The sequence below is a fragment of the Streptomyces sp. NPDC039480 genome, from assembly GCF_055597165.1.
Map to the genome: position 1 here is coordinate 400368 of NZ_JBVITX010000006.1, position 14244 is coordinate 414611.

Sequence of the window (14244 nt, forward strand, 5' to 3'; positions counted from 1 at the left end):
CCGGTTGGGGTGAGACACGGCCGCTCCGGAAACCCGGCGCCGGAGCGGCCGCGTCCCGCCGTGCATGACGTACGACCTCATCCCCACGCTCATCCCCGCCCTGCGCCCGCTCCTCGCCGCCGAGGCGTCCGCGGAGGCGCTCGGCTCGGGCACCGACCCCGGCGACCTCGAACAGGCCGTCTGGCTGCGCCTGTTGGAGCGCCTGGAGTCCGACGGGCCGCCCGCCGACCCGGCGCTGTGGCTGCGCGGCGCCGTCCAGTCCGAGGCGCGCCGCACCCGGCGTACGAGCCGACAGGAAGCGGCGTACGCCACCGAGCCCGCCGACGACGCCGAGCGCGGCCCCGAGCAGCGCGCCCTGACCGCCGACCGGGACCGCGCACTGCACGCCGCGGTGCGCAGACTGCCCGGACGCTGCCCCCGTCTCATGGCCGCACTGTTGTCCCCCGAAGACCTCACCTACCGAGAAATCGCAGGGGAGTTGGGAATGTCACAGGGGAGTCTGGGGCCGGAACGTTCCCGTTGCCTGGGATGCCTGCGCAGAATGCTGGCGGCGGAGGTTGCGGCTCCAGCCCCGTGGGGAATGGAGCGTTAGACAACCGGTGGAGCAGGTGAGCGGGAGGCATGCACACATGGGCATGAGCGTGACCATCTCGGCGGCGGCGGCCGACGACCAGGACGCCGCCGAACAGATCCTCAAACTGCAGTACCTCTGCTACCAGAGCGAGGCCGAGCTCTACGGCGACTACTCGATCGAACCCCTGACCCAGTCCCTCGACTCCGTCAGGGCGGAACTGGCCGAGGGCACCGTCCTGGTGGCCCGGCTCGGCACCGAGGTGGTGGCCTCCGTGCGCGGCACGGTCGACGCCGACGGCACGGCACGCATCGGCAAGCTCATCGTCCACCCCCGTATGCAGCGGCACGGCCTCGGCGGCCGGCTCCTCGACGCCGTAGAGCTCCGTCTCGGTGCGGACGGCGCCGCGAAGTCCTTCCAGCTCTTCACCGGCCACCGCAGCGAACAGAACCTCCAGCTGTACCGCAAGCACGGCTACACCCCGGTCAAGACCCAGCGCGTCGACGACCGGCTCACGGTCGTGACCCTCGCCAAGGACGCGGACACGAGCGGCGAAGGCATGTCCCACGTCACATTGACGGCCTGATCGGCCGGAGCGTTGACTCACCCAGCTGTGAACATCACGTGACGATGTTCTGAACTATGGGTGGGGACTATAGATGCGTACTTTTCGGGAGCGGTGCACGCGGTACTCGGCTGCCCTGGTGTTACCGGTGCTGCTTGGCGCGGTCGCGTGCGGTGGCGGCTCCGGCGACGCCGAGGACCGGGCCGACGCGAAGAAGGGGGCCCGGGCCTCGCAGGGGGTGAAGGCCGGAGGGGCGGCCGACCGGGATCGGCCGGCCGCCCTGAAGGCCATGGCCCTCACCAACGCCGACGTGGGCGCGCGGCACCGGATCCGGGCCCTGAACAACGGGGTGGCCGCCGCCTACGGAAAAGCGGAATCCAGTGCCACCCCGGCCCGGTGCCGCCCGCTGGACCAGATGCTGTCGTACAGCTCCAGCCCGCAGCCGAAGGCCTTCCACCCCTACTCCGTCATCGAGAAGGGCTCCACGTACACCGAACCGAAGGGCACCGAGCTCGTCGTCGGGCTCGCCGCGCACGACACGGCCGGCGCCAAGAAGGTGATGGCCGGGCTCCGCGAAGCGGTGGCGAAGTGCGGCAGCGGCTTCGAGAGCGCCGATGGCACCTACACCGACGTCGAGGACTGGCCCGCCCAGGGCCTCGGTGACGACGCCGTCGCGTACGTCCTCCAGGGCGGCGTCAACGGCGAGTCGGCGAGCACCCGGTTCACCGTGATCCGCAGCGGCTCGACCGTCGTCACCTTCCAGGCCACCAACCTCGAGGCGCCCTGGGAGCTCACCGGGCCCGACCTGGACCTGGTCGACGCCCAGCTGGAGAGGGTGACGAAGGCACAAGCCGGGGCCTGACGCGCGGGGGCCGGGCTCTCGACTTCCGGAGGGGCTCAACTCCGGAGGGGCTCGGCCCCGGGCGTGCTCAGCGCTGCGCCCTGCGCGCCTTCATCAGCCAGAAGATCGCCGTCACCGGCAGGATCACCGGGATGAAGAGGTAACCCATCCCGAAGTCCGACCAGACCGTGGCGTCCGGGAAGGCGGACGGCTCCACCAGCGTCCAGGTGCCCACACCGAGCACGCCGACCAGCTCGGCGGCGCAGCACACCAGCGCCGCCGTGCGGGCCGTGCTCCCGCCGCGCACCAGCGAGTACGTGATGAAGCCGTAGACGAGGCCCGCGAGCGCGGAGAGCGAGTACGCGAGCGGCGCCTTGTCGAAGTCCGTGGAGATCTGCACCGCCGAGCGCGACACGGCGCCGACGACCATCACGCCGTACAGCCACACCAGCAGGATGCCCGGCCCGGCGATCAGCTTCTGGCGGCCGCCGCGCGGCTCGCTCTCCTCGGTCACCGCCACCTCAGCCTCCCCAGATGTCATAGAGCCGCACTTCGAGCACCGCGAGCACCACGCCGCCCGCGGCGACCGTCAGGGAACCCCAGCGGCTGCGCTCGGCGAGCGACATGAAGCCCGCCGCGGGGACGCACGCGAAAGCGCCGATGAGGTAGGCCACGAAGATCACCGTGCCCTGCTCCGCCTGCTCGCCGCGGGCGAGCTGGACGATGCCGGCGACCAGCTGGACGGCGGCCAGCAGGGTCACCACGCCCATGCCGATGAAGTGCCAGTCCTTGGTCGGCTGGTCGCGGTACGCGGCGAAACCGCACCAGGCGGCGAGGGCGAGCGCGGCCACCGAGGTCGCGATCGTCAGGGCAACAAGCATGCTCGTGACTTTATTACGGGCCCTCCGGCCCGCCGCGTCCGGCCCTCGGCCCCCTGCACCGCGCGCGGGAGCGCCCCGTACGCTCGGTGTCCATGAAGATCCATGCTGACGCGCTCCTGTTCGACAACGACGGCACCCTCGTCTCCTCCCTGGAGTCGGTGTACCGCTGCTGGACGCGGTGGGCGCGGGAGTACGGGATCACCGCCGAGGAGTTCGGCCGGGTCGAGCTGCACGGGCGCCCCGCCGCCGACATCGCCGCCGACCTGCTGCCGCCGGAGAAGGTCGCCGGGGCCGTCGCCCGCATCGACGAGCTCGAGGTCTCCGACGTCGCGGGGGGTGTCGTGCTGCTGCCCGGCACGCGTGAGCTCCTGGACTCCCTTCCGATGGACCGCTGGGCCGTGGTGACCTCCGCGACCCGCGTCCTCGCCGAGGCCAGGCTCGCCGAGGTCGGCATCCGCCCCGGCCTCCTCATAGCCGCCGACGACATCACGCACGGCAAGCCCGACCCGGAGCCCTTCCTCCTCGCGGCCGAGAAGCTCGGCGCCGACCCCGCGCGCTGCGTCGTCTTCGAGGACGCGCCGGCCGGACTCCAGGCGGGCCGGGCCGCAGGCATGACCACCGTGGCGTTGGCCACAACGCACGCCGCGTCCGAGCTCTCCGCCGACGTGGTCGTCAAGGACCTCTCCGCCGTGTCCGCGCAGGCCACGGCGGGCGGTGTGGAGATCGTGACCGCCGACTGACCCGCCCGCGTCGCGCGTCCGTCGTCGTCCCACCGCTGTCCGTAATGCGGACAGCGGTGGCGGACGCCGACCTCACGCGTGTTTTACTTGGGCCCATGACCACGACGAGCAGCCGCACCCTTGCGACCGAGGCGATCACGACGCCCGGTGCTCGTTGTATGTGTCGAATGTGCGCCTTCTGAGGGCCCCCGCACCACCTCTGAGCCTCGCGCCCCGAAGCGAAGCCGCTGTGCCGCTCCTGATCGACGTACTCGATGAACCTCATGGAGTCGACAAGTCGATGTAGGAGGCGAGCCGGCCCCGCGCACACGTCCTCCGGTTCCCCCGCACCACCACCGCGAGAACCGTGCCGCGTTCCGAACGAATGCCCCGTGCCCGGCGAATCCCGCGCCGCGCACTCGACAGTGACGGAAACCCCTGTGATCACCACTTCCGGCCTCACCAAGGTCTACCGCTCACGCGGTCGTGAAGTAACCGCCCTCGACGGAGTCGACCTGCACGTCCGCGAGGGCGAGGTGTACGGCGTCATCGGCCAGTCCGGCGCCGGCAAGTCCTCCCTGATCCGCTGCGTCAACCTCCTGGAGCGCCCCACCTCCGGCACCGTGACCGTCGCGGGCCAGGACCTCACCGCCCTGGCAGGACGCGGTCCGCGCGCGGGCAAGGAACTGCGCCGGGCCCGCAGCCGCATCGGCATGGTCTTCCAGCACTTCAACCTGCTGTCCTCGCGCACCGTGCAGGACAACGTCGAACTGCCGCTGGAGATCCTCGGCCTCAGCGGCGCCGAGCGCTCCCGCAAGGCGCTCGAACTGCTCGACCTGGTCGGTCTCGCCGACAAGGCGAAGTCCTACCCGGCCCAGCTCTCCGGCGGCCAGAAGCAGCGCGTCGGCATCGCCCGCGCCCTGGCCGGCGACCCGAAGGTGCTGCTCTCCGACGAGGCGACCAGCGCCCTCGACCCCGAGACCACCCGCTCCATCCTCCAGCTCCTGCGCGACCTCAACCAGCAGCTCGGCCTGACCGTCCTGCTCATCACGCACGAGATGGACGTCGTCAAGAGCGTCTGCGACTCCGCCGCCCTCATGGAGCGCGGACAGATCATCGAGTCCGGCACCGTCAGCGAACTGCTCGCGACGCCAGGATCCGAGCTCGCCGCCGCGCTCTTCCCGGTCAGCGGCGAGGCCACGGGCGACGACCGCACCGTCGTCGACGTGACCTTCCACGGCGAGGCCGCCACCCAGCCGGTCATCTCCCAGCTGTCGCGCACGTACAACATCGACATCTCGATCCTCGGCGCCGCGATGGACACCGTCGCGGGCCGCCAGGTCGGCCGTATGCGCATCGAGCTGCCAGGACGCTTCGAGGAGAACGTCGTCCCGATCGGCTTCCTGCGCGAGCAGGGGCTGCAGGTCGACATCGCGGGCGAAGACCCCGCGCCGACGCCGAAGAGCGAGCCGCTGCTGGTCAAGGAAGGTGCCAAGTGACCTGGTCGGAGATGCAGCCCCTGCTGGAGCAGGCCTGTTGGGACACCCTCTACATGGTGGGCTGGTCGACGCTGATAGCCGTCGTCGCCGGACTGCCGCTCGGCGTCCTGCTCGTCCTCACCGAGCGCGGCGGGCTGCTGCAGAACGCCCTGCTCAACAAGGTGATCGGGCAGATCGTGAACATCGCGCGCTCGATGCCCTTCATCATCCTGATGGTCGCCCTGATGGGCTTCACGCGCTGGATCACCGGCACCACGATCGGCCGCGAGGCCGCCCTCGTGCCGCTGGCCATCGGCGCCATCCCGTTCTTCGCGCGCCTGGTGGAGACCTCCATCCGTGAGGTCGACGGCGGGCTCGTCGAGGCCGTGCAGTCGATGGGCGGCTCCACCTGGACCGTCGTGCGCAAGGTCCTCGTCCCGGAGTCGCTGCCCTCGCTGATCTCCGGCGCCACCACCACGATCGTCGCCCTCATCGGCTACTCCGCCATGGCGGGCACCGTCGGCGGCGGCGGCCTCGGCGACCTCGCCCTGCGCTACGGCTACCAGCGCTTCGAGACCGAGCTCATGTGGATCACCGTGGCGATCCTCGCCGTGGTCATCTCGATCATCCAGTTCGTGGGCGACTACGCGGCCCGCAGGCTGCACAAGCGCGGCGGCGGCTCGGGACGGCGGCTGCTCTTCCGGCCGCTGCGGGGCACGCTGCCCGGCACGGTCGCCGCCGAGACGACCACGAAGACCGGCTGACCGGCCCGACCGGCGCCACCGCAGACTTCCCCGCACACCGCGGCGGGGCTGCACCACCCATGGAGAAAGGCACTTTTCGTGCGTAACACCGCCAAGATCACCACCGCTGTCCTCGCCGCCGGAGCCCTCACCCTCGGGCTCTCCGGCTGCGGCTCCGACAAGGGCTCCGGCGACAAGGACGGCCCGCTCGTCGTCGCCGCGACCCCGACGCCGCAGGGCGAGATCCTGGACTACGTCCAGAAGAACCTCGCCAAGAAGGCGGGCCTCGACCTCGAGGTGAAGGAATTCACCGACTACGTCACGCCGAACACCGCCGTGGAACAGGGCGAGGTCTTCGCCAACTACTTCCAGCACAAGCCGTACCTGGACGACTTCAACAAGAAGCGCGGCACCGACATCGTGCCCGTCCCGGGAGCCACGGTTCACCTGGAGCCGCTCGGCGTCTACTCGCAGAAGGTCAAGAAGCTCGGTGAGCTGAAGAACGGCGCCACCGTCGCCATTCCGAACGACACCACCAACGAGGCCCGCGCGCTCAAGCTCCTCGCGGACAACGGCATCATCGAGCTGAAGAAGGGCGTGGGCTACGAGGCCACCCCCAAGGACATCGCCAAGAACCCCAAGAACATCAAGTTCAAGGAGCTCGAGGCCCCCACGGTGCCCCGCACCCTGGCCGACGTCGACGCCGCGGTGATCAACGGCAACTACGCCCTGGAGGCCAAGCCCGCGCTCAGCCCCGCCAAGGACGCCATCGTCGCCGAGCCCGCCAAGGGCAACCCCTACGGCAACTTCCTCGCCGTGCAGAAGGGCGACGAGAACGACCCGCGCGTGAAGAAGCTCGCCAAGCTCCTCACCTCGCCCGAGGTCAAGAAGTTCATCGACGACAAGTACGACGGCGCCGTCGTCGCGGCGTTCTGACCGTGCGTACGCCCGCCATCGCCGCCGCGGCCGGGGCCCTGACCCTCGCGCTGGGCCTCACCGCGTGCGGCGCGGACACCGGGAACGACGGCGAGCTCGTGGTCGGCGCCACCCCGACGCCGGCCGGCGAGGTCCTCGCGTACATCGAGCAGCACCTCGCGCAGAAGGAGGGCCTCGACCTGCGGATCACGGAGTTCACGGACTACGTCACGCCGAACACCGCGCTCCAGGAGGGCTCCCTCGACGCCAACCTGTACCAGCACACCCCGTACCTCGAGGACTTCAACAAGTCGAAGGACGCGGACCTGGTACCGGTCACCGAGGTGTACCTGCCCCCGATGGGCGTGTACGCGAAGAAGATCAAGGACATCGCGAAGCTCCCCGCCGGGGCGACCGTGGGCGTCCCGAACGACACGACCAACGAGGGCCGGGCGCTCCAACTGCTCGCCTCCGAGGGCGTCATCGGGCTGAAGAAGGGCGTCGGCGGCACCGCGACGCCCGAGGACATCACGTCCAACCCGAAGAAGCTCACCGTCAAGCCGCTCGAACCGGCGCAGCTGCCGCGCTCCCTCGACGACCTCGACGCGGCGGTCATCAACAACAACTACGCGCTCGACGCGAAGCTCAGCCCCAAGAAGGACGCGATCCTCCTCGAGTCCCCGAAGAGCAACCCCTACAACAACGTCCTCGCCGTCAAGAAGGGCGACGAGGACGACCCGCGGGTCAGGAAGCTGGCGAAACTGCTGACTTCACCCGAGGTGAAGAGGTTCATCGAGGACAAGTACAGGGGCTCCGTCCTGCCCGTCGAGGCGGGCTGAACGGCCTCACGCGCGCGTGGCACCCACGGGGTCCTCCTCCACACCGGGAGAGGACCCCGTGGTGCGTCTGCGCCCGCACATGCTGCATGCTGGGCACTTCAGAAGGCCGAAAGGTGAAGGTCCTTCAGGTCTATGAAGGTTACGGAGCGGCGCATGACTACAGCCTCCTCGGGCACATCGGGCACGTCGGGCCCGGCGGGGTTCCCCGACATCTCCATCAGCACGGAGCGGCTGGTGCTGCGCCCCCTCGAAGAGGCGGACGTCCCCGCGTACGCGGAGATGATGAACGACGAGCAGGTCACTGCCTGGACCTCCGTGCCCGAGCCCTTCACCGAGGCCGACGCGCGCGACTGGATCACCCGACTGGCCCCCGCCGAGCGCGCCGAGGGCCGCGGCATCGTCCTGGCCGTCACCGAATTCCTCACCCAGCGCCTCGTCGGCATCGTCCAACTCAAGTGCACCGACTGGCGCGTGCGCTCCACCGAACTGAACTACGTCGTCGCCCCCTGGGCCCGCGGCGAGGGCTACGCCTCGGAGGCCGCGCTCGCCACCGCCCAATGGCTGTTCCACGACCAGAAGTTCGAACGCATCGAACTGCGCACCGCCGCCGACAACACCGCCGCCCAGCAGGTCGCGCAGAAGATCGGCTGCATCAGCGAGGGCGTCCTGCGCGGCGCCTGGATAGCGCGCACGCGCAACGGCGGCGACCCCTTCGGCGGCTGGCTGCAGGTGCGCACCGACCTCATCGTCTGGAGCCTGTTGCCCGAAGACCTCGAAGGCGTCTCCGAGACCCTCGCCGACAGCGGCTTCTCGGCCTTCTCCGACTGGAACTGACCCCGGTTCCAGCAGGTAGGCTCGCCCATGGCCGCGTGCCCGGCTGTCCCCACCGCAGCCGCCACCCCGCACTGACGACCCGCGAGACCCCAGGAGACAGACCAAGATGGCCGACCGGGTCACGGTGATCGGCTGGGACGGCACGCCGCTGACCGCGGCGGCGCGCTCCGCGCTCGGCGCGGCGACGCTCGTGGCGGGCGCCGCCCACCACCTGGCGCTCGACGAGCTGCCCGCCCGCGCCGAACGGATCCGCCTCGGCAGCGTCGGCCTCGCCGCCCGCCGCATCGCCGCCCACCGCGGCACCGCCGTCGTCCTCGCCGACGGCGACCCCGGCTTCTTCGGCGTCGTACGCACCCTGCGCGCCCCGGAATTCGGCCTCGAAGTCGAAGTGGTGCCCGCCGTCTCCTCCGTCGCCCAGGCCTTCGCCCGCGCGGGCATGCCCTGGGACGACGCCGAGGTCGTGGTGGCCCACCGCCGCACCCTGCGCCGCGCCGTCAACGTCTGCCGCGCCCACCCCAAGGTCGCCGTCCTCACCTCGCCCGGCGCGGGCCCCGCGGAGCTCGGCCTGCTGCTCGACGGCGTCCACCGCACCTTCGTGATCTGCGAGGAGCTCGGCACCGAGCGCGAGCAGGTCTCCGTCGTCACCTCCGACAACGCCGCCGACCACACCTGGCGCGACCCCAACGTCGTCATCGTCATCGGCGGCACCGCCCCGGCCGCCGACACCGGCTGGATCATGGGGCGCGAACCGACCCGCGGCACCCGCGGCTGGGCGCTGCCCGCCGCGGAGTACGGCGGCGACATCTGGCTCGGCGAGGGGGAGAACGACCGGCTGCGGGCGGCCCAGCTCGCCCGCCTCGGGCCGCGCCCCGGGGACCTCGTCTGGGACATCGGCTGCGGCAGCGGCGCCTTCACCGCGGAGGCGGCGCGCTTCGGCGCCGCCGTGATCGCCGTCGACCGCGACCCCGACGCCCTGGGCCGCACCACGGCGGCCGTCCGCCGCTTCGGTGTCCAGGCGCAGACCGTGCACGGCGTCGCCCCGCACATCCTCGAAGACCTGCCCGAACCCGATGTCGTACGCGTGGGGGGCGGGGGAGCCGCGGTGGTCTCCGCGGTCGCCGACCGCAGGCCGGAGCGCATCGTGACGCACGCCGCCACACGCGACGCAGCCGAGCTCATCGGCAGGGACCTCAGCGAGCACGGGTACGCCGTCGAGTGCGCGCTCCTGCAGTCCGTGGAGCTCGACACACGGGCCTGGCGCGAAGAGAAGCGGACGGTCGCGTTCCTGCTCTCGGGGCGGCTGCCCGACCGCTCCCCGTGACCCTGTCGACACAGAGCGCGGGGTAGGCTGGCCGATTGTTGTACTGCACCCGGGCGCCCAGCCGTTCCTTGGACGATGCCCGGAAAGCCCGCCCGTTTCTGGGGGGTGTGTGGTACGGCATGACCGGAGGACGCGCAACGTGGCGCAGTCCACAGCGGGCCGTGGCCGATCAAGCTGCCACGGCGGCGGACCGACAGGGACAATGCCTGTTGTCCGGCGCGCGGTTCGTGCCGCGGGGCGCACACGCTCGTTGAGGATGACGGGCGGTCGGTGCGCCGTTCCGGGCGATGGGGCCGCCCCGGCCGAAGGCCGAGGGGTGGTCGAAGAAGCACTAACCGATGGGCGAGGGGTTACGCATGACCGACACCGGCCAGGTCCCGGGTGAGGGACTGCCGGAGGGCGCAGGCAACGGTGTGCCTTCCGGGCCCGTGCAGGGCATGGAAGCACAGCAGCCGGGCGTTTCCGCTCAGGGCACGCGCCCCTTCGTCGACGCGGCCGATGCGGCCGCCGCGGCTGACCCCGCCGGGCCCGCCGCCCCCTCCGACTTCTCCGAGCAGCCCGCCGACGACGATGACCTGCTGCTGATGCCGGGCGCCCAGGGCGCGTGGAGCGAGGGCCAGGCGGCGGTTCCCGGGCAGACCGGGGCCTTCCATGCCGCCCAGGTCGCCCACGCCGCCCAGGTCGCCCACGCCGCCCAGGCCGTCCATCAGCCCGGGCCGCACGAGACGTCGGGCCGGGACAGCGGTTCGGTCGACCTTACCGGCGTCCGGATGCCCGGCTCCCAGCCCGCCGCGTCCCACCCGGGCCCCGCCCGCCGCCCGCTGCACCACGGTCCGTCGGGCCCGGTCGTGCCGGACGGCACGGGCAGCCCGGTGCGTTCGCTCGCCGACCGGGGCCCCGCGGGCGCGCCGACCGCGCCGCAGCACTCCGGTCCGGTACGCCAGTCGGGACCGCCGACCACCGGCCCCGAGTACCTCGACGTTCCGCGTGACGACGCCGGGCTGCCGGGTCCGCAGCTGGGCGAGATCCAGCCGCAGGGGGCGGCGCCGTGGGCGCCCGAGGGCGCGGGTGTCGCGTATGCCGCGCCAGCAGAAACGGTCGCCCCAGAGGCCACGGCCACCACAGCCACCACGGCCGTCACAGCCGCAACACCGGCACCGGAGTCCCCGGAGGCGGATGTTCCGGCTCCGGAGGCGCCCGAGGTGTCCGAGGCCCCCGTGGCAGCCGAAGTGGCGGCCGAGGTGGCGGCCGAGGTGGCGGTGGAAGCGTCCGTTGCCCCCCAGCCCGCCGCGTTCCCGCAGGCCGCGGATGCCGGGGACGGCGCTCCGGGCGAGGCCGCCCCCATGGCGCAGCACGCCGCCGAGCTCGGCCAGGCCCAGGTGGAGGAACAGCAGTTCCCCGTGGCGCAGCAGCAGTTCCCGGTGGAGGAGCAGCAGTTCCCGCTGGACGGGCAGCAGCTCCCGGTGGAGGAGCAGCCCGCGTTCGCGCAGAGTGTGCCCGCCGCCGTCGGGCAGCCCGCATTCGCCGTCGCCTCCGCCCAGCCGTGGGAGAGCGCGCAGGCCCCGCACGCCGCGGAGGCGGCTCAGGCCGGCTTCGCTCCCGAGGCGCGGCACGCCGCGCCGGAGCCGCACAGCCCGGAGCCCCAGCTGCCGCAGGCGACTGAGATGCCGCAGACGCCGCAGATGCCTCAAGCGACGCAGGAATCCGTGGCGCCCGTGAACGCCCCGCTTTCCGGCCCGGACGGCTTCGACGGTGCCCAAGAGCCCGCTCCCGTCGGCCAGTTCGTGCCGGTCGAAGGCACGGTTCCGACCACGCCCCACCTGGCCCCGACACCGCCGCACCCCCTGGTCGTCCCCCAGGAGGACCAGGCCGCCGAGGCCCTTCCCGTCCAGGAGGACGCCGCTCCGCAGGCACCCGCCCCGGAGTTCCCCGCAGGCGCGGCCGACGGCGCCCCCGCACCCGTACCGCCGCTGGAGGTCGCGGAAGCCGCGGCGCCCGAGGCCGTGACGCCCGAGGCCGTGACCGCCGAGCCCTTGGCGGCCGGGGAGCAGACGGCTCACGAAGAGCCGACAGGCCCCGAAGCGCCGACAGCGTCCGAAGAGCCGGCAGCCGCCGAGGCGAGACCCGAGGCAGCGGAGCAGCCCGTCGTCACGGTGCCGGGACCGCGTGACGGCTCCCAGCCCACGACGGCACCCGCCGCCGAGCCGACCGGTGCGCCGGAAGCGGCCGTTCAGGAGAGCGGTGTGCCGGAAGCGGCCGTTCAGCAGAGCGGCGAGAGCCCGGCGGACGAGGCGCCGGCCGAGCCCGTGCACACCCCCCAGGTCCCGCCCGTCCCCACTGTGCCCCGTATTGTCTCCTCTGCGGCGGCTCCGACCGAGTTCCCGGCCGCCCCCGAGACGGCCGACCCGGCCGACGAGTTGGACGAGGCCGACGAAGTCATCTCGTTCGAACCGATCGAAGCGAACGAAGTGACCGAAGTGGCCGAAGCACCCGAGATGGCCGAAGCGCCTGAAGCACCCGCCCCCGCGCCCGAGACGGCCGAGGCCCCCGAGGCACTCGCGCCCGTCGTCGCGCAGGAGGCCCCCGAAGCGGCCGAAGCGCCCGTCGCCGGAGCACACGCCGTCGCGGACCCCGCGACGGTGATGCCGGAGACGGTGGAGGCCCCGGAGCCCCTGATCGTGGCGGAGCCGAGCACCGACCCGGCCGAGCCCGTGATGTCGCCCGGCACCGCCGCCCCCGGCTACGCCGACGCCGAGCGCGAGGCCGTCCTGCGCGTCATGCGCGAGCGCCGCGACATCCGCAACGGCTTCCGTTCGGACCCGATCCCGCACGAGGTGCTGCTGCGCGTCCTGGAGGCGGCCCACACGGCGCCCTCCGTGGGCCACTCCCAGCCCTGGGACTTCGTCGTCATCAAGTCCGCCGAGACCCGGCGCAGCATGCACGAACTGGCCATGCGCCAGCGCGACGCGTACGCCAAGTCCCTCCCCAAGGGCCGCGCGAAGCAGTTCAAGGAACTGAAGATCGAGGCCATCCTCGACACCCCGGTGAACATCGTCGTCACCGCCGACCCCACCCGCGGCGGCCGCCACACCCTCGGCCGGCACACCCAGCCGCAGATGGCCCCGTACTCCTCGGCGCTCGCCGTCGAGAACCTCTGGCTCGCCGCCCGCGCCGAAGGCCTCGGCGTCGGCTGGGTCAGCTTCTTCGACGAGCGCGAGATGGTCCGCGCGCTCGGCCTGCCGGAGCACCTCGAGGTCGTCGCGTACCTCTGCGTGGGATACGTCGACGAGTTCCCGGACGAGCCCGAGCTGATGCAGGCGGGCTGGTCCAAGCGCCGCCCGCTGTCCTGGGTCGTCCACGAGGAGACGTACGGCCGCCGCGCCCTGCCCGGCGAGGACCCGCACGACCTGCTCGCCGAGACCGTGGCCAACATCCGCCCGCTGGACGCCAAGGCGCTCGGCGAGGCGTGGGAACGCCAGAAGCGGATGACCAAGCCGCCGGGCGCGCTCGGCATGCTGGAGATCATCTCCGCCCAGCTCTCGGGCCTGTCCCGGATGTGCCCGCCGCCGATCCCGGAGCCCGCGGCCGTCGCGATCTTCGCGGGCGACCACGGCGTGCACGCCCAGGGCGTCACCGCCTGGCCCCAGGAGGTGACCGCGCAGATGGTCGCCAACTTCCTCGGCGGCGGCGCGGTCTGCAACGCCTTCGCCAACCAGGTGGGCGCCGAGGTCTGCGTCATCGACGTGGGCGTGGCGAGCGAACTGCCCGCCACCCCCGGCCTGCTGCCCCGCAAGGTCCGCCCGGGCACGGCCGACATGACGACCGGGCCCGCCCTGACCCGCGAAGAGGTCAAGGCGGCCATCGAGGTCGGCATCGAGACGGCCCGCGACCTGGTGGCCGCGGGCAACAAGGCCCTGCTCACCGGCGAGATGGGCATCGCGAACACGACCGCGTCCGCGGCCCTGATCTCCGTCTACACCGAGGTCGACCCGGCCGAGGTCACCGGCCGCGGCACGGGCATCAACGACGAGATGCACAGCCGCAAGGTCGAGGTGGTCCGCCGTGCCCTGGACCTCCACCAGCCCGACCCGGCGGACCCGATCGGCGTCCTCGCGGCGATCGGCGGCCTGGAGCACGCGGCCATGGTGGGCCTCCTCCTCGGCGGCGCCTCCCTGCGTACGCCGGTGATCCTGGACGGCGTCAGCGCCGGCGCCGCGGCCCTGGTCGCCCGCGCCATCGCCCCCGAGGTCCTCGCGGCCTGCATCGCGGGCCACCGCAGCGCGGAGCCCGGCCATGTGGCGGCCCTGAACAAGCTGGGCCTGCGCCCCCTGGTCGACCTGGACCTCCGCCTCGGCGAGGGCACGGGCGCGCTCCTCGCGCTGCCGGTCGTCCAGAGCGCGGCCCGCGCGATGCACGAGGTGGCCACGTTCGACTCGGCGGGCGTCACCGAAAAGTAACCGCCGCGAAGTAACCGCCGAGAAGAAGACGCCGAGGGGCGAAGCCCCCGTTTTCGGCACCGGGGCGGGGCTGGGGGAGA

General features: G+C 72.3%; 13 protein-coding genes. 11 read left to right on the forward strand and 2 right to left on the reverse strand.

Annotation, left to right across the window (positions count from 1 at the left end; all coding sequences use genetic code 11):
• The first annotated feature begins 64 nt into the window (after positions 1-64).
• The 3 genes from ACZ56E_RS21320 (at position 65) to ACZ56E_RS21330 (ending at position 1998) form a co-directional block, all read left to right on the forward strand.
• Positions 65-592, forward strand: a complete 528-nt coding sequence (locus tag ACZ56E_RS21320; RefSeq protein ID WP_471216257.1) for an RNA polymerase sigma factor — start codon at positions 65-67, stop codon at positions 590-592.
• Positions 593-629: 37 nt separating this feature from the next.
• Positions 630-1157: a GNAT family N-acetyltransferase gene (locus ACZ56E_RS21325; RefSeq protein ID WP_471216259.1), complete on the forward strand. Its 528-nt coding sequence runs from the start codon at positions 630-632 to the stop codon at positions 1155-1157.
• A 73-nt stretch (positions 1158-1230) separates the two neighbouring features.
• Positions 1231-1998 carry a hypothetical protein gene (locus ACZ56E_RS21330; protein ID WP_471216261.1) on the forward strand — a complete coding sequence of 256 codons (768 nt, stop codon included), beginning with the start codon at positions 1231-1233 and terminating at the stop codon, positions 1996-1998.
• 67 nt (positions 1999-2065) lie between these two features.
• Here ACZ56E_RS21330 and ACZ56E_RS21335 read toward each other — a convergent pair whose 3' ends face one another.
• A complete protein-coding gene (locus tag ACZ56E_RS21335; RefSeq protein ID WP_468611607.1) occupies positions 2066-2518 on the reverse strand; it encodes a hypothetical protein in 453 nt (150 codons plus the stop codon).
• On the reverse strand, positions 2499-2858 hold the full coding sequence (locus ACZ56E_RS21340) for a hypothetical protein (RefSeq protein ID WP_468092432.1): 360 nt from the start codon (positions 2856-2858) through the stop codon (positions 2499-2501). The genes ACZ56E_RS21335 and ACZ56E_RS21340 overlap by 20 nt, the downstream gene beginning before the upstream one ends.
• Positions 2859-2950: 92 nt before the next feature.
• On the opposite strand from ACZ56E_RS21340, the gene ACZ56E_RS21345 reads away from it, so the two are divergent.
• The 8 genes from ACZ56E_RS21345 to cobT all read left to right on the forward strand — a co-directional run bounded on the left by ACZ56E_RS21345 (position 2951) and on the right by cobT (position 14164).
• Positions 2951-3598 (forward strand): HAD family hydrolase, encoded by a 648-nt coding sequence (locus ACZ56E_RS21345; RefSeq protein WP_471216264.1) that lies wholly within the window; start codon positions 2951-2953, stop codon positions 3596-3598.
• Positions 3599-4017: 419 nt separating this feature from the next.
• Positions 4018-5076, forward strand: coding sequence for a methionine ABC transporter ATP-binding protein (locus ACZ56E_RS21350; protein ID WP_398310978.1), 1059 nt, complete (start codon positions 4018-4020; stop codon positions 5074-5076).
• Positions 5073-5819, forward strand: coding sequence for a methionine ABC transporter permease (locus ACZ56E_RS21355; protein ID WP_468611604.1), 747 nt, complete (start codon positions 5073-5075; stop codon positions 5817-5819). Before ACZ56E_RS21350 ends, ACZ56E_RS21355 begins: the two co-directional genes overlap by 4 nt.
• A gap of 78 nt (positions 5820-5897) precedes the next feature.
• Positions 5898-6734 (forward strand): MetQ/NlpA family ABC transporter substrate-binding protein, encoded by an 837-nt coding sequence (locus ACZ56E_RS21360; RefSeq protein ID WP_468611603.1) that lies wholly within the window; start codon positions 5898-5900, stop codon positions 6732-6734.
• 2 nt (positions 6735-6736) lie between these two features.
• The gene (locus ACZ56E_RS21365) at positions 6737-7552 is read left to right on the forward strand and encodes a MetQ/NlpA family ABC transporter substrate-binding protein (RefSeq protein ID WP_471216267.1); all 816 of its coding nucleotides are present in this window, start codon (positions 6737-6739) and stop codon (positions 7550-7552) included.
• 153 nt (positions 7553-7705) lie between these two features.
• The gene (locus ACZ56E_RS21370) at positions 7706-8386 is read left to right on the forward strand and encodes a GNAT family N-acetyltransferase (protein WP_468611601.1); all 681 of its coding nucleotides are present in this window, start codon (positions 7706-7708) and stop codon (positions 8384-8386) included.
• A gap of 106 nt (positions 8387-8492) precedes the next feature.
• Entirely contained in the window at positions 8493-9707 is a 1215-nt protein-coding gene (gene cbiE, locus ACZ56E_RS21375; RefSeq protein WP_471216269.1) for a precorrin-6y C5,15-methyltransferase (decarboxylating) subunit CbiE, read from the forward strand.
• 356 nt (positions 9708-10063) lie between these two features.
• Positions 10064-14164 (forward strand): nicotinate-nucleotide--dimethylbenzimidazole phosphoribosyltransferase, encoded by a 4101-nt coding sequence (gene cobT / locus ACZ56E_RS21380; protein WP_471216271.1) that lies wholly within the window; start codon positions 10064-10066, stop codon positions 14162-14164.
• The last annotated feature ends 80 nt before the right edge of the window (positions 14165-14244 follow it).

Excerpts from the sequence above, each read along its gene's own strand:
- ACZ56E_RS21320 (WP_471216257.1), top strand. The coding sequence starts at position 65 with ATGACGTACGACCTCATCCCCACGCTCATCCCCGCCCTGCGCCCGCTC.
- ACZ56E_RS21325 (WP_471216259.1), top strand. The coding sequence starts at position 630 with ATGGGCATGAGCGTGACCATCTCGGCGGCGGCGGCCGACGACCAGGAC.
- ACZ56E_RS21330 (WP_471216261.1), top strand. The coding sequence starts at position 1,231 with ATGCGTACTTTTCGGGAGCGGTGCACGCGGTACTCGGCTGCCCTGGTG.
- ACZ56E_RS21335 (WP_468611607.1), bottom strand. The coding sequence starts at position 2,518 with ATGACATCTGGGGAGGCTGAGGTGGCGGTGACCGAGGAGAGCGAGCCG.
- ACZ56E_RS21340 (WP_468092432.1), bottom strand. The coding sequence starts at position 2,858 with ATGCTTGTTGCCCTGACGATCGCGACCTCGGTGGCCGCGCTCGCCCTC.
- ACZ56E_RS21345 (WP_471216264.1), top strand. The coding sequence starts at position 2,951 with ATGAAGATCCATGCTGACGCGCTCCTGTTCGACAACGACGGCACCCTC.
- ACZ56E_RS21370 (WP_468611601.1), top strand. The coding sequence starts at position 7,706 with ATGACTACAGCCTCCTCGGGCACATCGGGCACGTCGGGCCCGGCGGGG.
- cbiE (WP_471216269.1), top strand. The coding sequence starts at position 8,493 with ATGGCCGACCGGGTCACGGTGATCGGCTGGGACGGCACGCCGCTGACC.
- cobT (WP_471216271.1), top strand. The coding sequence starts at position 10,064 with ATGACCGACACCGGCCAGGTCCCGGGTGAGGGACTGCCGGAGGGCGCA.